20 protein-coding genes are annotated in these 19,343 nt (G+C 35.9%); 5 read left to right on the top strand and 15 right to left on the bottom strand.

The features are described 5' to 3' along the window. Positions 1-3: 3 nt before the first annotated feature. The 9 genes from glyS to CMCT_RS03715 are packed head-to-tail and all read right to left on the bottom strand — an operon-like array spanning position 4 to position 6,783. Entirely contained in the window at positions 4-2,025 is a 2,022-nt protein-coding gene (gene glyS / locus CMCT_RS03755; RefSeq protein WP_034967379.1) for a glycine--tRNA ligase subunit beta, read from the bottom strand. Continuing rightward, entirely contained in the window at positions 2,006-2,155 is a 150-nt protein-coding gene (locus tag CMCT_RS03750) for a hypothetical protein (protein ID WP_169752399.1), read from the bottom strand. Before CMCT_RS03750 ends, glyS begins: the two co-directional genes overlap by 20 nt. Beyond that, entirely contained in the window at positions 2,155-3,048 is an 894-nt protein-coding gene (locus CMCT_RS03745; RefSeq protein WP_051654828.1) for an endonuclease/exonuclease/phosphatase family protein, read from the bottom strand. The genes CMCT_RS03750 and CMCT_RS03745 overlap by 1 nt, the downstream gene beginning before the upstream one ends. Further along, complete coding sequence (locus tag CMCT_RS03740) at positions 3,045-3,524, bottom strand: tRNA (cytidine(34)-2'-O)-methyltransferase (protein WP_034967381.1); 480 nt, start codon at positions 3,522-3,524, stop codon at positions 3,045-3,047. Before CMCT_RS03740 ends, CMCT_RS03745 begins: the two co-directional genes overlap by 4 nt. Before the next feature lie 47 nt (positions 3,525-3,571). Continuing rightward, a complete protein-coding gene (locus CMCT_RS03735; protein WP_244948664.1) occupies positions 3,572-4,666 on the bottom strand; it encodes a tRNA nucleotidyltransferase/poly(A) polymerase-related protein in 1,095 nt (364 codons plus the stop codon). Then, positions 4,650-4,985: a CiaD-like domain-containing protein gene (locus CMCT_RS03730; protein ID WP_034967384.1), complete on the bottom strand. Its 336-nt coding sequence runs from the start codon at positions 4,983-4,985 to the stop codon at positions 4,650-4,652. The genes CMCT_RS03735 and CMCT_RS03730 overlap by 17 nt, the downstream gene beginning before the upstream one ends. Next, a complete protein-coding gene (locus CMCT_RS03725) occupies positions 4,982-5,227 on the bottom strand; it encodes a hypothetical protein (RefSeq protein WP_034967385.1) in 246 nt (81 codons plus the stop codon). The genes CMCT_RS03730 and CMCT_RS03725 overlap by 4 nt, the downstream gene beginning before the upstream one ends. Beyond that, a complete protein-coding gene (gene leuB, locus CMCT_RS03720; protein WP_034967388.1) occupies positions 5,227-6,294 on the bottom strand; it encodes a 3-isopropylmalate dehydrogenase in 1,068 nt (355 codons plus the stop codon). The genes CMCT_RS03725 and leuB overlap by 1 nt, the downstream gene beginning before the upstream one ends. 3 nt (positions 6,295-6,297) lie before the next feature. After that, entirely contained in the window at positions 6,298-6,783 is a 486-nt protein-coding gene (locus tag CMCT_RS03715) for a 3-isopropylmalate dehydratase small subunit (protein ID WP_034967391.1), read from the bottom strand. Between the two features lie 87 nt (positions 6,784-6,870). Here CMCT_RS03715 and CMCT_RS03710 point away from each other — a divergent pair, with 87 nt between their 5' ends. Both CMCT_RS03710 and CMCT_RS03705 read left to right on the top strand, forming a co-directional pair. Next, on the top strand, positions 6,871-7,629 hold the full coding sequence (locus CMCT_RS03710) for a hypothetical protein (RefSeq protein ID WP_051654829.1): 759 nt from the start codon (positions 6,871-6,873) through the stop codon (positions 7,627-7,629). A gap of 121 nt (positions 7,630-7,750) precedes the next feature. Next, positions 7,751-10,678: a TonB-dependent hemoglobin/transferrin/lactoferrin family receptor gene (locus tag CMCT_RS03705; protein WP_176325021.1), complete on the top strand. Its 2,928-nt coding sequence runs from the start codon at positions 7,751-7,753 to the stop codon at positions 10,676-10,678. A gap of 39 nt (positions 10,679-10,717) precedes the next feature. Here the strand turns inward: CMCT_RS03705 and CMCT_RS03700 are convergent, their stop codons facing one another. The 3 genes from CMCT_RS03700 to CMCT_RS03690 form a co-directional block, all read right to left on the bottom strand. After that, positions 10,718-11,767: a type II asparaginase gene (locus CMCT_RS03700; RefSeq protein ID WP_034967392.1), complete on the bottom strand. Its 1,050-nt coding sequence runs from the start codon at positions 11,765-11,767 to the stop codon at positions 10,718-10,720. Positions 11,768-11,864: 97 nt separating this feature from the next. Then, entirely contained in the window at positions 11,865-12,200 is a 336-nt protein-coding gene (locus CMCT_RS03695; protein ID WP_034967395.1) for a branched-chain amino acid transporter permease, read from the bottom strand. Then, the gene (locus CMCT_RS03690) at positions 12,197-12,859 is read right to left on the bottom strand and encodes an AzlC family ABC transporter permease (RefSeq protein WP_034967397.1); all 663 of its coding nucleotides are present in this window, start codon (positions 12,857-12,859) and stop codon (positions 12,197-12,199) included. Before CMCT_RS03690 ends, CMCT_RS03695 begins: the two co-directional genes overlap by 4 nt. A 246-nt stretch (positions 12,860-13,105) precedes the next feature. Between CMCT_RS03690 and CMCT_RS09290 the strand changes: the two genes are divergently transcribed. Both CMCT_RS09290 and CMCT_RS09285 read left to right on the top strand, forming a co-directional pair. Further along, positions 13,106-13,498, top strand: a complete 393-nt coding sequence (locus CMCT_RS09290) for a KilA-N domain-containing protein (RefSeq protein WP_236844902.1) — start codon at positions 13,106-13,108, stop codon at positions 13,496-13,498. Between the two features lie 144 nt (positions 13,499-13,642). Continuing rightward, on the top strand, positions 13,643-13,906 hold the full coding sequence (locus CMCT_RS09285) for a hypothetical protein (protein WP_244948663.1): 264 nt from the start codon (positions 13,643-13,645) through the stop codon (positions 13,904-13,906). A 90-nt stretch (positions 13,907-13,996) separates the two neighbouring features. Here CMCT_RS09285 and CMCT_RS03680 read toward each other — a convergent pair whose 3' ends face one another. From CMCT_RS03680 to CMCT_RS03670, 3 genes are all read right to left on the bottom strand, one after another. Then, on the bottom strand, positions 13,997-14,203 hold the full coding sequence (locus CMCT_RS03680) for an AzlC family ABC transporter permease (RefSeq protein ID WP_034967400.1): 207 nt from the start codon (positions 14,201-14,203) through the stop codon (positions 13,997-13,999). A 201-nt stretch (positions 14,204-14,404) separates the two neighbouring features. Further along, on the bottom strand, positions 14,405-15,193 hold the full coding sequence (gene flgG, locus CMCT_RS03675) for a flagellar basal-body rod protein FlgG (RefSeq protein ID WP_169752413.1): 789 nt from the start codon (positions 15,191-15,193) through the stop codon (positions 14,405-14,407). Positions 15,194-15,291: 98 nt separating this feature from the next. Next, positions 15,292-16,104 (bottom strand): flagellar hook-basal body protein, encoded by an 813-nt coding sequence (locus tag CMCT_RS03670; RefSeq protein WP_034967403.1) that lies wholly within the window; start codon positions 16,102-16,104, stop codon positions 15,292-15,294. A 155-nt stretch (positions 16,105-16,259) separates the two neighbouring features. On the opposite strand from CMCT_RS03670, the gene CMCT_RS03665 reads away from it, so the two are divergent. Then, a complete protein-coding gene (locus tag CMCT_RS03665; RefSeq protein WP_176325020.1) occupies positions 16,260-19,322 on the top strand; it encodes a TonB-dependent hemoglobin/transferrin/lactoferrin family receptor in 3,063 nt (1,020 codons plus the stop codon). The last annotated feature ends 21 nt before the right edge of the window (positions 19,323-19,343 follow it).

Raw genomic sequence — 19,343 nt, 5'->3', positions numbered from 1 at the left:
CCTTTATAAACTAATCTCTTTTATGTCAGCTATCTTTAAAAATTCCTTGTAAATTTGACCGATTATCGCTATACGATTTGCTTTGATTTTAACGTCATCAGCGTTTATCATAACATTATCAAAAAATTCGTCAATTTGCGGTTTTAAGCCAAAAAGTTCAGTCAATCTTGCATTAAAATCATTTGGATTTGAGCTTAGGCTTTTAAATCTATCATTTAGCGATTTTTCAAATTCATTATTAAAAAGACTCTCGTCTACGGCTGAAATTTCGCTGTCTTTTATGATATTTGCAAGACGTTTAAAGGTTGAGAAATTTTCTTTAAAACTTGGTTTGTTTGTGACTTCATTTAGTGCATTTATCGCTTTAAAAAGTGATAAAATATCACGCTCATCGCTGTTTATACAAGATTTGATTATTGACGGATTTGCGTCAAAAAATGTGTAAATTCTATCAAGTATGAAATTTTCAAGCACACTAACATCAAATTTGGCGTAGTTTTTAGAAATTTCAACTAAAATTTCACGAAGATTAAACTCTAAATTAAGAGCAGTTACTATCTTTATAACGCCATTTGCAGCACGTCTTAAAGCGTAAGGGTCTTTTGTGCCACTTGGAATTTTACCAACACTAAATAATCCAACAAGTGCGTCAAGCTTAGCAGATAACGCCGCAACCGAGCTAAAAACAGAACTAGGTATCGCTGAGTTTTCGCCGTCTGGCAGATACTGCTCTTTTATAGCGTTTACGACGACTTCATCTTCGCCCTTTGCACGTGCGTAGTAATGTCCCATAATCCCCTGAAGCTCAGTAAATTCATAAACCATACCAGTTGTCAAATCCGCCTTGCTTAGCATAACAGCTCTTTCTATCTTGCTCTCGTAGTTCACACCAGCCTCGCTAGAAAGCCTATCTTTATACAAAGATGATAGAAATTTAGCTATCTTTAGCTCTCTTAGCTCTTTATCATACATTGAGCCAAGCTCTTTTAGGTAGGTTATGTTTTTTAATTTTTCAGGGCTAAACTCGCTAGACAAATCGCTTTGCCAAAAGAACATCGCGTCGCTAAGTCTTGCACGAAGCACCTTTTCGTTGCCCTTTACGATTAGGCTGTTGTCGTCTGTTATGGCATTTGAAACAACTACAAATTTATTTGCCAGTTTACCATCTTTAAACACTGGAAAATAACGCTGATTTTCTTTCATAGAAGCGATGATAACCTCGCTTGGAACAGCCAAAAACTCACTTTCAAACTCGCCCAAAAGTGCAGTAGGATACTCAGTGATCGCCACAACTTCACTTAGCAAGTCATCATCTATTTGGATATTTATGCCATTTTTTTCTAAATTCTTAAACTGCTCTAAGATAATAGCTCTTCTCTCATCTGGGTCTAGGATAATCCCTCTATCCTTAGCACCCTTAAAATACTCAAGAATGGTTGAAATTTTAACCTTCTCATAGCCAATACTTCGGTGCGGATAGGTTGACACTTCGCTTTTAACGCCAAATTTGCTAAACTCAACACTTTTGTCATCAAAAAGACATAAAAACGATCTTATCGGTCGTATAAACTCAAACTCGCCATTGCCCCAACGCATTGATTTGCCAAAATTTAGGCTAAGTAAGAACTTCTCAATCATATCGCCCAAAAGCTCCTTTGAGTTTTCGCCTTTTAGCGATTTTTCATAATAAAGCACCTCTTTTCCATCAATCTCTTTAAAACTTAGCTCATCTTGACTAATCTCGCACTTTTTAGCAAACGACAACGCAGCTGGCGTAAAAACGCCGTCTTTTAACGCGACGTGTTTTGGAGCACCGATAAACTCTGCTTTTGTATCACTTTGAAGTTCACTAAAATTTTTATGAAAAAATACCAAACGACGTGGCGTAAAGTAAAAATCAAACTCGCTTTCTAATCTATACTCACTCAAAACCGCCTGCCACTTTGCTCTAATGTTTGGCAACTCCTTTAAAAATGGTATGGCTGGAAGCTCTTCAACGCCGATTTCAATCAATAATTCTTTCATTTTTAACCCTTTTTTCTTTAAATTTCTTTCTTAACTCATCTTTTTTAGCCGTTTGTAACGCCACGCCGCGAAGCAAAAAAACTAAAAACAAAACAAACGCCACAAGCATAAAAATATCTAAAATTTTCATTAAAATTTACTCCAAAAGCCACACTTTTTATCCCTATCGGTTGAAATTTCAAAAACTAGCGGAAGGTGGTCTGAGTATAAATTCTCATTATTTTCTTTTTTGGCATATCCCTTATCATCAACTAGTCCGCTTTTAAAAACGCCAAAACTACCACAAGCATAAAATAGCTCATCTTTAAAAAACGAAGGACTTAAAAGCACGTGATCAATCGCCCTTTTTTTACCATAACCAGCAAAGCTGTAACGCTCACTCGCGTTTAATTCACGCCAAAGATTTTTAAAACTTTCATTAATCTCAATAGGTGCTAAAATATTTTTTTTACCAAAAGGAGTATTAAAATCCCCAAGTGCAATTACTGATAAACTCTCCTCTCTTATGGCTTTTAATAGCGTTTTTACCGCACTCTCTTGCTTGTCAAGTCCATTTTTAAACGCTGGAAAATGATTTACAAAAATAACAAATTCTTTGCCGTCTAGGCTAAATTTTTGCTTTAAAATATCTCTTGTTTTTACGCCTTTTACACTGATGCATTCGTGTTCTAGGCTTGGTTTAATTTTTGAGATAATACCAAGACCAACAGGAGAGTTTTTAGGAGAGCAAAATGATAAGAATTTATACTGCGTATCTTTTACCAACTCTTTTAAAACAATCTCATTTTCAATCTCTTGGAGTGCGATTATATCGGCATTTACGCTATTTATAACCTGCTTTATATTTTTTAGTTTATCTTTAAATTTATCATCGCTCCATTTTGACTTTCCGATTCTAAAGTCTGGATATTCATTGCCATTATTTTTGCCGTCAAATAGGTTTTCTACATTATAGGTCGCGATCTTTAGCGTTTGAGAAAAGGCACAAACCGATAATAAAATAAAAATTAGAAATTTTTTCATAAACACTCTCTAAAATCAAACTCATTGATATTTTGTCTAATCGCCTCATAAGCTACGATACCAACGCTCATTGCAAGATTTAAGCTCCTGCCATTTTTGCCCATTGGGATCGTTATCATATTTTGTGGAGTTAGGCTCATTAGTGAGCTAGGAAGCCCGGTACTTTCGCCACCAAAAAATATAAAGTCGCCACTTTGAAATTTGGCGTTAAAATAAAGGTTATTTGTCTTTGTCGTGGCGTAAAAAAATCGCTCTTTTTTATCTAAATTTTGCTTTAAAAATTCATCAAGGCTATCCCATATCACAGGATTTAAAATTTTCCAATAGTCAAGCCCAGCACGTCTAACAGCCTTCTCGCTTAAATCAAACATTGTTGGTTTAATGATATGTAAGCTTAAATTTGCATTTACACACATTCTGCCGATAGCACCGGTGTTTTGCGGGATTTGTGGATGAACTAGAACGATGTTTAGCATATAACCCTTACTTAAATATTAAAAGGCTGATTTTAGCGAATTTGGCTTTAATTTGGGCTTTGATTGGCTAAAAATTTAGAAATTTCCACATCTGTTAGTTGTGAAATTTTATCTTTTAAAGCATCGCCTTTTAAGCCACTCTTAACAAGCCCTTGATAGTCTATGTTTGGTTTAAAAGCCTTGTCATAAAGCCCGAGCTCTTTGGCTCTTTTTATGCGATTCTCATCATACAGCCCAAGCCAAAATTTTAGCGGTTTTAAGGTAGCAATTTTTACCAAATCCCTATCGCTTACAAAATCATCAAAAAACGGCTCATTAATCATATAACTTTTTGGTAGATTTAAATCCGCTGCCACTTTTTTGATATTTAGCTTAAAATACCCACACAACAGATATAAAAACAGACGTTCATCATTGATAAACTGCCTTGATTTTGTGAGTAAATTTATAAAATTTTGATCTAATTTATTAACGCCAAAAAGTCTACTTAAAAGATTAAGCTCATAAAGGTATTTTGTGGCAACACTTAAAAACTCGCCTCTAAAAAATTTCAAAAGCTCAGCACTAATTCTATCTTTGCTTAAATTTTCTATACTCAAGTCACTCATTAATTTAAGCGTCTTACTAAAAATTTCAAAACCAAAACGCGATGAGAACTGAACAGCACGAAGAACACGAAGTGGATCTTCAATAAATTTCTCATCATCAATATGCCTTAAAATTTTAGCCTTTAAATCATCAATCCCGCCCCAACAATCAGTAATTTTGCCATCAAAAATATTTAGCATTATACTATTTACCGTAAAATCTCTACGCTTTGAAGCCACTCTTTCATCTTGTGTCAGGCTAACGCTAAAATCTGTGTGTTTTGAGCCAGTTTTGCTCTCTGTTCTTGCTAAACCGATGTCAAAATTTTTAAATTTATATATAAAAAAACTCTTGCCAACACCATTTGCACCCAAATTTTGCATAATTTGGTTAAATTTTGCCTGGCTAATATCATAAACTTCAATGTCAAAATCGGTGCTTTTTATGCCTAAAAATGCGTCCCTAACGCACCCACCAACCAAATAAACACGCTTTGTATAGGGCGTAAAAATTTCACGCACCAGATCTAAATTTTCATCATTTAAGATTTTCAAGCCTGTTCTCTACATTTGCAAGAGCGAATTCTAAAAATTTCAAAGTCAGATCAAGCCTTTGCTCTAATCTCTCTTTTGGCATCTCATTTAACCCTTCAAAAAGCACCTCGATACGCTCTTTTAGATTTTTAAGGAATATCTCCTCACTTGTTACATTATCCGTATCGACCTTGCAAACTGCAGTAGTATCAAGGCTCTCTTCTATGGTAAATTTCTGACTAGGCTCACTACTTTGCGGTTTAATCATATCCCCAATGGCATTTAGCTCAGCCGTTATCTCTTCGATTGTTATTTTTGAAATTTCATCAATTTTATTCATAGTTTTATTAGCCACCTTTTAAACTCATTTATCTCTTCAGGAGCACTCATTTTTATGAAAAAATCCTTCATCTGCTCATTTTGTATCACGCGGCTCTTTCTAAGTCCACTAAGACGTCTAATAGCAGAGAGTGCGTCAGAATTTGACGGATTTGCTTTTAGTATGTTTTTATATACCTCTAAAGCGTCATCTTTTAATCCTTGGGCTTCGTATATAAGGGCTTCTGTGATAGTGTTTTTCATTATTTTATATATCCTGAGATTATGCTACCCATTTCAGATGTAGTGCAAATTTCTTTAGCACCAAAAGCCGATATATCCTTTGTGCGATACCCATCGCTAAGAGCCTTTTTAACAGCATTTTCAATAGCACTTGCGGCCTCTTCTTCATTTAGCGCATATCTTAACATTAAAGCACCGCTTAGGATTGTAGCAATCGGATTTGCTATGCCCTGCCCTGCGATGTCTGGGGCTGAGCCGTGTATAGGCTCGTAAATGCCAACTTTTCCGCCTATTGAAGCACTTGGAAGAAGCCCTATTGAACCCACAACCATACTAGCCTCATCACTTAAAATATCACCAAACAAATTCTCGGTTAAAATAACATCAAATTGGCGTGGATTACGCACTAACTGCATAGCTGCATTATCTACATACATAAACTCAAGGCTTATATCAGGATAGTTTTTAGCAACCTCGCTTGTTACTTCACGCCAAAGCTGACTAGCTTCTAGCACATTTGCTTTATCCACCATGCATACGCGTTTTTTACGTTTTTTTGCCGCTTCAAACGCTATTTTGGCGATTCTTTCTATCTCCTGGCGGCTGTAAATCATCGTGTTAAACGCACTATCTACCTCTTTTTTTCGTGGTTGCCCAAAATAAATCCCGCCAGTTAGCTCACGAACAACGAGTATATCGACATCTTGTAATACTTCAGGCTTTAGCGTGCTAGCACTTACTAGTTCGTCATATATCATAGCAGGTCTAAGGTTTGCAAACGCCTCTAGGCTCTTTCTAAGCTTTAAAAGTCCGCTTTCTGGGCGTTTATCGCGTGGCAGGTTATCCCACTTTTGCCCACCTATCGCACCAAAAAGCACAGCGTCTGAGTTTAGGGCACTTTGGAGCGTTTCATCTGGAAGCGGTTCGCCAAAAACATCGTAAGCAGCTCCGCCCATAAGCTTATAGTCATAGTCTATACTAAAGCCAAATTTATCACTAACAACGTCAAGAACCTTTATCGCCTCATCTACGATCTCAGGACCAATACCATCGCCCTTTATAACGCAAATTCTATATCTTTTTGCCATTTTCTACCTCAAATTCTCTTTTGCATATTGTATCAGCCCACCAGCCTTTATAAGCTCTTGCATAAATGGCGGTATGGCGTTAAATTTATACTCTTTTTTAGTTGTAAAATTCTTTATCACACCAGCGTCAATATCTATGCCAAGCTCGTCGCCTTCGTTTATCTCGTCGGTTTCTTTAATCTCAAGAATCAAAAGCCCAGTATTAAAGCTATTGCGGTAAAAAATCCTAGCAAAACTCTTAGCAATAACAGCACCTATACCAGCAGCCTTAAGTGCTAATGGAGCGTGTTCGCGTGAGCTACCACAGCCGAAATTCTCTCCAGCTACAATAATATCGCCATTTGCTATTTTTTTACTGAACGTAGGATCTGCGTCTTCCATAATGTGTTTTGCAAGTTCATTTTCATCAGACGTGTTTAAATATCTTGCCGCTATGATGATGTCTGTATCGATATTATCTCCAAATTTCCATACTTTTGCATTTTTCATAATAACCCCTTGAAATTTTGGGGTATTTTAACCCAAAAAAGCTAAATTTTACATTTTTTGGTGTAGAATTACGCCAAAAGGAGTGTCGTGTTAAGAGCAGTTACTAGAATTTACAATCATCTTTTTAATCCATCCTCAATAATTCAGCTAGACATAATCCCAAATGCTTTGGATATGGCAAAGTATGGTATTTTAAAAACAGAGCGGAATATGAAAGCAACGATAATTGCTTATGAAAATTTGCTCGAGCAATATCCTGATAAAAGACCGCTTTTTGTGTTTGAAAACTCAACCCAGTGCGAACACACTAGCGAGCACGCTTCATCTGGCGAATACTACTTTGACACACAAAAACAACCAGATAGCGAAGTAGCAAAATTTGAGCATATTTTATCAATCCTTAATGCAAAAGATACACAGCTAAGCGAATTTTATTCAAAGGTAAATCTAAATAAAGGCGAAAAAATAAAACTGCTAAGCGAACTAGCCTACAATGACGCAAAATTTTTAGATGAGGAGATTGATGTGTATCTTTGCCATACAACAAAGCCGTATGAGTGTTTTGCACGTATGCTAAATGGATATTTTATCGATGATATGCAACCTCATCAAACCTATGCTTTAATAAAATTTATGTATAAATTTGGCTACGATTTTATCGGCATTGGAGCCACTCTTTTGATGTTTTATGCAAAGCACCAGCTAAGCGACGCCACGCAACTATACTCTGAACTGGCTAAAGTTTATGGGGTTAGCACTCAACAAATGCAAAACGCTTTGGAATTTTGTGTAAATACAAAAAACTATCTTATACTGCCATATACAAGTGACGCATTAAATTTTTAATGCGTCCGTAAATAAAAAATAAACAAAATTTTAAGCAATCCATAAAATAAATTATTATAAAATTCCACCTTTAAATTAATAATCGATATTATAATCAAATATAAAAATTGGGGGCTTTTATATGAGAAAAATATATCTTTCGTTTATTTTGTGTTTAAACTTATACTCTCAAACAAATGAGGTTAATTTCGACGAGATTAGCGTAACTGCAAATGAACAGATAAAGGATAAAAGAGTAGGAGAGCGCAAAATAGACGCTGAGACAATAAATAAACAGCAAGTTACTGATAGTAGGGATTTAGTAAGATACGAAACAGGCGTAAGCGTAGTTGAAACTGGCAGAATGGGCGCTAGTGGGTATGCCATTCGTGGTGTTGATGAAAACAGAGTTGGTATCACAATAGACGGGCTTAGACAGGCTGAGACGCTTAGCTCTCAAGGTTTTAAAGAGCTTTTTGAGGGATATGGAAATTTTAACAACACAAGAAATGGCATAGAGATGGAAAATGTCAAAATGGCAACCATAACAAAAGGAGCTGACTCTGTAAAGAGTGGAAGTGGTGCTTTGGGGGGGGGTGTGAGCTTTGAAACAAAAGACGCAAAAGATTTTTTAATAGATAAAAATTATCATTTTTCTTTCAAAAATGGATTTCAAAGTGTAGATGATCAAAAATTTAGATCAATTACTGCGGCGGCTAAATTTAAGTGGTTTGACGTGCTTATCGTAAACACACAACGTAACGGACACGAGCATAAAAACTACTTTTATAACATTTATGAAAGCAATGAAGAGGATAGAGCTGCTGTTGGCAAAACTCGCGAAAAAGCCGATCCATACGATATAAGTAGAAAGAGCACATTGGTAAAAATAGGCTTTGAGCCTTTTGAAAACCAGCGTTTTGGCGTAGCTATTGATAACTCAAGGCTTAGCTCACAAGGTCAGGATCTATCTTATGTGCTAAATACTATACAAAACCAAAAAGATATCGAAACTTATGGAGAGAGAAAAACCAACGATAAATCAACTAGAAAAAATGTGCAGTATACCTTTGAAAGCTTTACGCAGACACCTTTTTGGGACAGTGTAAAAATTTCATACTCAAATCAGCGAATAAAAAACAAAGCAAGGACGGATGATTATTGTAGTGGGGATAAGTGTGTTGGTGTTAGAAATAATGATGGCTTAAAGCTAGATGATAGCTCAGGCGTTATTAAAGTAGTAGATAGTAATGGTAATGAAGTCAAAGCAGAAAAAGTTTCCAAAAGATGGAGCACAGCTCTTAAATACACTGCTAATGGCAAGGAGCTTAGTGATTATAGAGAGGCTAATGCTATACAAAATTTAATAGACTGTTCTAAACTAGACTGTTCTAAGAAATTTAGAGTCTTTGTTAAACAAAATGAGAAATGGGAAGAAGTATATAAAGAAGAAGATAGGAGTATTACAACTGTAAATATAAATGGCAAAAAATATGGCAAAATAGATGTAAAACGTGGAAGCAAAAACGGATTTAACACTATCGAAGACGCAAAAATAGTTGTACCAAAATCTGAAGGCTACTCATCAGATAACTATAATGATAGAGATTTAAATACTGATACTAAGCAATTTAACATAGACTTTGATAAAGAATTTGAGCTTTTAAGCACAGAACACTTTATAAAATATGGTGCAATGCATGCAAAAACCAAAAAATCAATGGTAAATGCCGATGGATATATGGGGCAAGATATCCAGTGGTGGCAAGACTATTTTATACCAAATATAGAAGTAGATGGCACAGATCCAAGACAATACAAGCCAGATCCAAGCAAATGGACCGGAGGAAATCCCACGCCAAGGCATAGGCTAAATTTTCGCGATAGCTACCTAATACCTGTTGAAACCAAAGAGAGTGCTGTTTATGTTGGCGATTATATAAAGACTTTTGAGTGGCTTGGACTTGATCTAAACTACCGCTACGACAAGGTCGCTCACAATCCAAGCTACGATGAGAGTGTGCCAGTGCCAAAAGGGCTTATTTTAGGCATTATGAAATCTATGCCATGCGCCTTAAACCAAACAGATAATTGCAAGTATAACAGTCCTATTGTAAATCAAAATTTTGCTCAAAATTTAGCCCTGCTTTTAAGAAAAACTGAGTATAAAAGCAATTCGTATAACTTTGGGGTTGATTTAGATCCGCTATCTTGGCTAAGAGTTCAGCTAAAATACTCAAAGGGTTTTCGTGCACCAACCTCTGATGAAGTCTATATGACCTTTAAACACCCTAGCTTTTCAATAGCACCAAATACAAATTTAAAAGCAGAAATTGCCAAAACTAAAGAGTTAGCAGTAACCTTTCATAACAACAACAGCTTTGCTACATTTAATTTTTTTAAAACAGACTATACAAATTTTATAGATTTAGTCTATATAGGACGAAGAGAGGTTACAGATAGTTATTTAAAATATCCATTTTGGCAAAATATAAATAGAGATAGTGCTGAGGTTAAGGGCTTTGAAGTAAATTCACGCATCGAGCTTGGCGATATAAGCGACAAATTAAAAGGCTTTAGATTTGGATATAAATTTACACGTCAAAAAGGCAAAATGAACGGCGACATACCTATGAATGCTATCCAACCAACTACTTCAGTCTATAGCATAGGCTACTCTACACCTGATGATAAATACGGCATAGACTTCTTTTTAACTGATGTATCGGCTAAAAAAGCTGAGGATACTTATAATATGTACTGGAAACAACAAGCTGCCGATCCTGACAGGCTCGTTCAAGGCAAAAGGGTAACAGATAGCACATTAGCTTGGCGAAGCGGTGCTTACAAAGTTTTTGATATGATAGCTTACGCAAAGCCTACTAAAAATTTCAGCTTTGGCTTTGGCGTTTATAATATAACTGATGCAAAATATATGACTTGGGATAAGGCTAGATCAATTAGAGCCTTTGGAACGACAAATTTAATAGATCAAAACACTGGTGCTGGGATAGGTAGATTTTACGCACCACGTAGGAATTTTAGATTTTCTTGGGAGATAACTTTTTAGAGTTAGAGGCGTTGTGGTGATACAACGCCTATTTTTAACTCAGTGAGTGTAGAAAATTTCTTGGATTTTTGCTTTATCAGTTGTTTTTGTAAGAGCCAACATTAAAAGCACACGAGCTTTTTGCGCGTTTAGGTTATCACTTGCTACAAAGCCGTTCTCATCGTCATTTACTTCGCCATTTCTAGTTGTTTCGCCTGTTCCAACACGACTATCACGAACGACTATCACACCATTTTTAGCACCTTCATTTAGAGCTTTTAGCACACTTGGGAATGGATTTCCGTTACCCATACCAGCACTTACTATACCTTTTGCTCCATTTTTTAGAGCGACATTTACAAAGTCAGCATTATCATTTGCGTGGCTATAAACTATATCAACCCTTGGAAGTTCAGTGATTTTTGTGATATCAAACATAGAATTTGTCGTATGTTTACGAACCGGAGCCATATAAAATTTCACATTACCATAAAACACGGTGCCGATTTTGCCAGTGTTTGGCGATTTAAATGTATCAACAGCAGTTGTATTTGTCTTTGTAACCTCACGTGCCGCGTGGATTTCATCGTTCATCGTTACTAAAACGCCCTTGCCTACCGCGTCTTTACTCATTGCCACATTTACAGCGTTAAATAAATTTAGTGGGCCATCAGCACTCATTGAAGTTGAGTTTCTCATCGCACCAACCATTACGATAGGCTTATCGCTTTTTACAACCAAATCTAAAAAGTAAGCTGTCTCCTCCATCGTATCTGTGCCGTGAGTGATGACGATACCGTCGGCTTTGCCGGTTGTCAAAAGCTCATTTACACGCTTAGCTAGTTTTAGCCAAACTTCGTTATTCATCTCTTGTGAGCCGATTTGTGAAATTTGCTCACCCTTTATCGTTGCTATCTCATTTATTTGTGGGACAGCAGCGATTAGTTTATCCACCGTAACCGTACCTGAGGTATAAGAGGTAGATAGTTCGCCAGAACCGCTACCAGCGATAGTTCCGCCAGTTGCTAGTATGCAAATAGTCGGCTTTGCAAACGCCGCAACAGCTGAAATAAGCATAAGTGCCACCACCTTTTTGATTGAAAAACACATAGTTTTCTCCTTTATGATTTTATAATTTGTAAAATATTACAAACTTTTCAAAGAATTATACTAGTGCTTTTAAAAAAATAAACTTAAAATCTAAATTTCAAAAAATTCTAAGACAAAACATAAAAACAGCAGTCGAAACAACAATACTTAAGAGTGCATTTTTAAATTTTAAATGCACCAAAATCGCCGTTAAAACGGCTAAAATTTCATTTAGTCCATACGGATATACATTAAATTTTGTATCCTTTAGTCCATAGCAAACCAAAACAACCATTATCATAAGTCCCATATGCTTTTGAGTAGCTTCAAGCCATAGCTTTGGTTTGTAGTTTTTCATAGCATAAAACGGCAAAACACGAGTTAAAAATGTCGCCGCCGCACTTGCTAAAACTGCCAAAAACAAAAGCCACTCAGACGAATTTACACTTATCATAATCTATCCTTAAACGCCACTATAAATATAAAACAAAGTAGCATTGAGCCAACCAAAAGTAGCTTTGGTGGGAGCAAAGCAACGCCTAAAATTCCAAATAAAGTAGCTGCCCCAAGCACCTTGTAATTACGCTCATTCTTAAACATTTCAATTACAATTACAATAAAAAGTGCAGTTAAACTAAACTCCAAACCGCTCATATCAATCGTAATTAAATTCCCAAACACACAGCCAAAAATCGTCCCAAGTAGCCAGTAAGACCAAGAGAGAAAATTTAGCCACGTAAAAACATAACTTCGCTCGTTTATATCGTCAATTTTTAGGCTTTTAAAAATCGCAAAGGTTTCATCAGTTAAGGTTGCTATATTAAAAATGCGAAATTTCAAATATTTATAATCTCTAAGCAAAGCAAGTCCGTAAAAAGTGTGACGCAAATTTACAAGATATGAAACGATAAAGACCTCTATAAAACTCGTGCCAACGCTAAAAAGCGAGATCATCATAAATTGTGCCGCTCCGCCGTAAGCAAGAGCACTTAAAGCAACTGCAATAAAGGCACTCATATCAAGCTTGTTTGATAAAATTCCAAACGCAATACCAAGTGGAAAATAACCCATAAAAACGGGTATTGAGAGCTTAAAAACATCCGCAAACTTCATAAAATTCCTTAAAAAGCGTGTATAATATCAAAAAAATTTTAATTAGATTTTAATTTTTTAATAGCTGGATAAAATTATGGAAATTACAAATAATTAGTGCAAAGAAAAATAACGACAAAAATATTTATAATGATTCAGTCAGGTTTTGGAGATGGAAATTTGTGTGATGTTATTATGGAATATATATAGGAACACATATGGCGTAAAAAATTAAAGTGGTTTTAATTTTAAGTGAAAGGAAAACTTATGTCTAAAATAAAAAAAGAAAAAATAGAAGCCAATGGATTTAGCATAGAAGTTTATACAGAAGACTTTAAAAATGATTATATTAGCCTAACTGATATTGCAAAGTATAAGAATGGGGATGACCCAAGATTTGTTATTCAAAATTGGATGAGAAATAAAAACACATTGGAATTTATAGGATTGTGGGAAATTTTAAATAACGAAAAATTTAACCGTGTGCAATTCGACACGTTTAAAATGGAAGCAGGTTTAAATAGATTTACAATGACCCCACAAAAATGGATAGATAATACTAACGCAAAAGGTATTGTTTCTAAATCGGGTAGATATGGAGGAACATACGCACATAGTGAGAGTTTAAATTGTATATTATTCAGGATTACAAGAGATTAAAATCTGATAAAACCTCAAAACTATCCTTAACTTGGAATTTGCATCGTGAAATTTCAAAAATCAACTATAAAATTCATACAGATGCGATTAAAACCTATCTGCTAAATGATTTAGTTAGACTTTAAGTATGCTAGTGAAGCAGATATGCTAAATGTTGCTTTGTTTAACAAAACGGCTAAAGAGTGGCGAGAAGAAAATAAAAATTTAAAGGGAAATATGAGAGATTATGCCAGTTTAAATGAACTTTTAGTGCTTGCAAATATGGAAAGTTATAATGCTATCTTAATTGAGAAAGAGCTAGAACAAAAAGAAAGAATGATAGAACTTAGAAAACTGGCAAGAAATCAGATGTTGTCCTTAGAAAAATTGGAGCAAAGGAATATTGCATTATTGACAGATAAAAAATAAATTTTAATTTTTAATGAAAGGAGAATTGTAAACATCCGCTTAAAAGAATATTTAGCAATATACAAAACGCTTCCTATTGGTAATTATTTCTCAAAAGAGCAAAGAAAAACTCGTGCCAACGCTAAAAAGCGAGATCATCATAAATTGTGCCGCTCCGCCGTAAGCAAGAGCACTTAAAGCAACTGCGATAAAGGCACTCACATCAAGCTTGTTTGCTAAAATTCCAAACGCAATACCAAGTGGAAAATAACCCATAAAAACGGGTATTGAGAGCTTAAAAACACTTTTAAAATTCACTAGTTCCCTTAAAAAAGTAAGCAGTAGAAGATACTTTTGGCTAAACAAACCCAAAGTATCTTATAATAAATTCCTATTTTTCGTCTGCCTAATATGTCTACGTTTAAGAGCAATGTTTGTGTCTTTAGCTGAAAAATACAACACATCAACCACCCAAATAACAAGTATAAAACTAACGAGTAAAAGCATATAAGTCATTTTCTACCTCTTAAGTCCATTTACTATCTCAAGCATAGCGTCACTCGTGGTTATTCCCTTTGAGTTGGCTTCATACGCTCTTTGGCCAGTGATTAAGTCAGTCATCTCCTCAACAAGCTGAACATTACTCATCTCGACAAATCCCTGACGTATAGTGCCAAGTCCATCAAGCCCAGCCGTGCCGACTACGACGTTTCCACTCGCAGATGTTTCAAGATAGTTATTATCGCCCATAGAGTGAAGTCCCGCTGGGTTTATAAAATTTGCAAGTTCTATCTGCCCTATTTGTGCCATATCAGTTTCACCAGCCTGAAGCACTGAAACAGTGCCATCTGTGCCGATTGAAATTTGGGTTGCGTTTGCTGGTATGGTAATTTGCGGGATTAGCTGATAGCCGTCTGAATTTACTATCGTACCGTTTGCATCAAGCTTAAACGCACCATTTCTAGTATAAGCGGTCGTGCCGTCAGGCAGCTGAATTTGAAAAAAACCATCACCAGCAATAACAACATCAAGGTTGTTACTAGTCTCTTTAAAATATCCTTGCGAGAAAATTTTATTTATCGCAGTTGGACGAACGCCAAGACCGACCTCTATACCAGTTGGACTTGTTGTAGTCTGACTTGTAGCCGTGCCTGCATACTCCATAACCTGATACATAAGATCAGCAAATTCTGCCCTATTTTTCTTATATCCATAAGTATTTACGTTTGCTATATTGTGAGTGGTTACGTCTATTTGCGTCTGCTGAGCGATCATACCAGTTGCTGACGTATAAAGAGATCTCATCATTTTTCTATCCTTTTAAGTGTTGTAGTCTTCGCCTAAAATTTCAAATCTACCTAGTCTAAACAAAAACTACTTCTACTTTTTCCTTTCATTATTTATTTTTACTGCTTAACACTGCCAAGTTTTGTGATAGCGTCTTGGTTAAGCTCATCCATATGCGTAGTCATAACTTTTTGATACATATCAACCATACGATGAGTTTCGATAAGTCCTACCATTTCGCTGACTGGGTTTACGTTTGACATTTGAGCATATCCTTGAAGCAAACTATCAGAGTCGGCTATATCAATAACATCATCTATATCTTTTGCCTTGTATAAGTTATCGCCTATCTTTTCAAGATCACGAATTTCACGTGGCTGAGCGATGTAGACCTTTGCTATCTCTTCGCCGTCTGCATACAAATTTCCATTTTTATCGCTTGTTAGTTTTGTGCCTTCTGGAATTTGTATGCCTCTTGAGGCGATAGGCTGGGTTGGGTAGTTGTTTGAAAGCACTCTATAACCCTCTTTTGATACCAAAAATCCCTCGCTATCAAGACTAAAAGCCCCATTTTTTGTAAGTCTAACTCCATTTGGCGTATCAACTAAAAAAAACAAATCATCTCGTTTTAACGCAAAGTCAAGAGTATTTGTGCTGTGTTTTAAGCCCCCAGAGCTAAAGTCCGTATACTCCTCTATAACCTGTGGAACTCTATCTATAACGCGATTTAAATACTTTGCCGCATCTTTTGTATGGTTTTTTAAAGGCAATTCATCTTGCGTTTGCTTAAAAATTCTAGCAAAATCACCTATAACGACATCATCTCTTTTATAGCCTATCGTATTTACGTTTGCTAGGTTGTTTGTGATAACGTTTAGCCTGTTAAACTGCGTTACCATAGCACCAGTAGCTTGATAATATCCATTTTGCATAATTAACCTAAATTTAAAATTTTAAACGACATAAGCAAAATGCGTTCCAAAAATTTATACTAAAATTTAAACAATTTATAAATATTTTAGCTTTTTAATATTAATATTACGATTTTAATTAATAATAGTTATCATAAAATGGGAGGGGGTATGTAATGAAAAATTTATCAACAGTTGTTGTAATATACTCGCTGCTTGGACTAACACAAAATATCAACGCAAACGAGCAAACAATAAATTTTGAAGAGATAGAAGTGGTAGCAAAGGAAGAGCAAGGCGTCAAAGATAGAAAAATAGGTGAGATAAAAAAGACAGCCAAAGAGCTAAGCAAACAACAAGTTTCTGATACCAAAGATATGGTAAAGTATGAAACTGGAGTAAGTGTCGTTGAAAGCGGTCGCTTCGGAGCTAGTGGCTACTCTATACGTGGTGTTGATGAAAACAGAGTTGCGATACAAATTGATGGCTTAAATCAAGCCCAAACGCTCTCATCACAAGGCTTTAAAGAAATTTTTGAAGGGTATGGAAATTTTAACAACACAAGAAATAGCGTCGAAATAGAAAATATAAAACAGGTAAATATCACAAAAGGTGCTGATAGTATCAAGACTGGAAGTGGTGCTTTGGGTGGTTCTGTAATGTTTGAAACAAAGGATGCAAAAGATTATTTAATTGACAAAGATTGGCATTATGGATTTAAAGTTGGACACAACTCCGCAAATGACGAGCGACTACACGCCCACACCCTAGCAGCTCGTTTTAAGTGGTTTGATATTTTAGTCATAAAAACCGATAGGGACGGCAGAGAGCTTAAAAATTTTGGCTACTCAAATTTTGACGATAGCATTCGTGGCAGAGAGCGAGAAAAAGCCGACCCATACAATATCACAAAAGAAGGCACACTTGTAAAATTTGGCTTTACGCCACACGAAGAGCATAGATTTAGCTTTGCAAATGACAAATACAGAGTAAATCACAAAGGCAGTGATTATAGCTACACACTCTATCCGCCAAGTTCTGGCAGTGGTTTTGCCTTTAAGCCAAGACGTGGCGAGCGTTATACTGATGATTTAAGTGAGAGATTAAACCAAAGTTTTGCCTATGAAAATTTCACACAAACTCCATTTTGGGATAGTTTTAAAATCACCTACTCGCACCAAAAAATAAAACAACGTGCAAGAACTGAGGAGTATTGTAGGGGGGGGGATTGTGCTGATATCGCAAATCCTTTGGGGCTAAAACTAGATGGTGCAAAAACGATAGATAAAAATGGAAACGATTTTAAAATCACAAAAGAAGTGCCAAGTGGTGCGTCAGCGTCTTTTACACATTTAACGGACTCTAATGGCAATAAATACCTCACTGGCTTTACAACCCCAAATGCAAAAACATACGCTATAGATTGCTCGGTATTTGACTGCTCAGGCTCAATAAATTTATACAACACTGACAGCATAGACCAAACAACAAAAGAGGCTGAAAAACTTCTCTTAGATTTAACCCAAACCACACAAAATTTTACCTCCGCAAATAGCAAAACATATATATTTGATATAGCTAATGATACATACAACGGCAAAACATACAAAGTGATAAAAGCCCAAAATCAATTCAAAAACTGGCTTGGTGCAGTAACAAAACAACCCATAAATGACTTTGTTGCGATACTACCGCAAGGCAAAGGCTTTTTATCTAGAGATTGGAAAGAACGCGATTTAGATACCAAAACTAAACAGCTAAATTTAGACTTTGAAAAGGAGCTTGAATTTCTAAACACCCAGCATAGTCTAAAATATGGTGCTATCTATTCAAAAACTACAAAATCTATGATAAATCGTGGCGGTTATGATGCTTCAAATTCAAAATGGTGGGCAAATACATACAAGCCAGACTGCAATGGAGCCGATAAGTGGGACGAGCTAAGATGTCCAAGAACTTCGCCTGAGACTTCATTTTTAATACCAGTTGAAACTAAGAACAACGCCTTTTACTTAAGCGAAAGTATGCAGATAAACGACTATATCGGCGTTGATTTAGCCTATCGATACGATAAAGTAAAACACAATCCAATCTACATACCAGGTAAAACCCCGGCTATACCGGATGATATGGTAAAAGGAATTTTTGTGCCATTTGTAAAAGTGCCTCCAAAACCAAACTGGTGGGATAGTAAATACCCTAGTGGTCACACCGACCCTAAATTTTTAGCAGATCAAAAAGCATACGATGACGCCATAAAAGCAAATAACGAAAACCCAGCCAAAAACATCAAATACTTTGCCAAACCAAAAGAATTTAAAAGCGACTCTTATGCCTTTGGGCTAAATTTAGACCCATTTTCATTTCTAAGACTTCAGGTAAAATACTCAAAAGCCTTTCGTGCACCCACAACTGATGAGATGTATCTCACATTTAAGCACCCAGATATTAGCATTTTGCCAAATCCAGATTTAAAACCAGAGATTGCTAAGACAAAAGAGATTGCAATTACGCTTCACAACAACTCAAGCTTTGCGACGTTTTCGGCTTTCAAGACTGATTATGCTGACTTTTTAGACTTTAAATTTATGGGCAGAAAAAAACTAAACACATCGGCTAATGCAAATAGTGCTCTAGACTTTGATATTTGGCAAAATGTAAATAGAGCAAGTGCGGAAGTTAGCGGATTTGAGATAAACTCACGAGTTAATTTAGGCGATATTTCAGACTTTTTTGGCGGACTTTATGTTGGCTATAAACTAACAAAACAAAAGGGCAGAATTTCAACCGACAATGACGGCAAAGTCCCGATGAATGCCATCCAGCCACAAACTTCTGTTTACAACCTAGGCTATGCCACAAAAAACGAAAAATACGGCTTTGATGTCTTTATAACCGACGTAAAAGCAAAAGAGGCAAAAGATACTTACAATATGTTTTGGCAACACGAACAAGGCGATACCATAAACGGCAAAGTCGTTAGCGACTACCGCTCACACTGGCTTAGCGATAAATACCGCACGATTGATCTTATCGCATTTGCTAAGCCAGTTAAAAATTTGACCATACAATTTGGCGTTTATAACATTACTGATCAAAAGTATATCACGTGGGAAAATGCTCGTTCAATTCGCTCTTTTGGCACAACAAATATGGTGCGAAAAAGCGATAGTTTAGGCATAAATCGCTTCTACTCGCCAGGACGAAATTTTAAGCTAAATTTTGAGATGACATTTTAGTTTTTATATTTTATTAAAAAT

Origin of the sequence: Campylobacter mucosalis (assembly GCF_013372205.1) — a bacterium.
Taxonomy (GTDB): Bacteria; Campylobacterota; Campylobacteria; order Campylobacterales; family Campylobacteraceae; genus Campylobacter_A; species Campylobacter_A mucosalis.
Note: the sequence above shows the minus strand (reverse complement) of the source record. Positions and strands in the feature narration are given on the sequence as shown.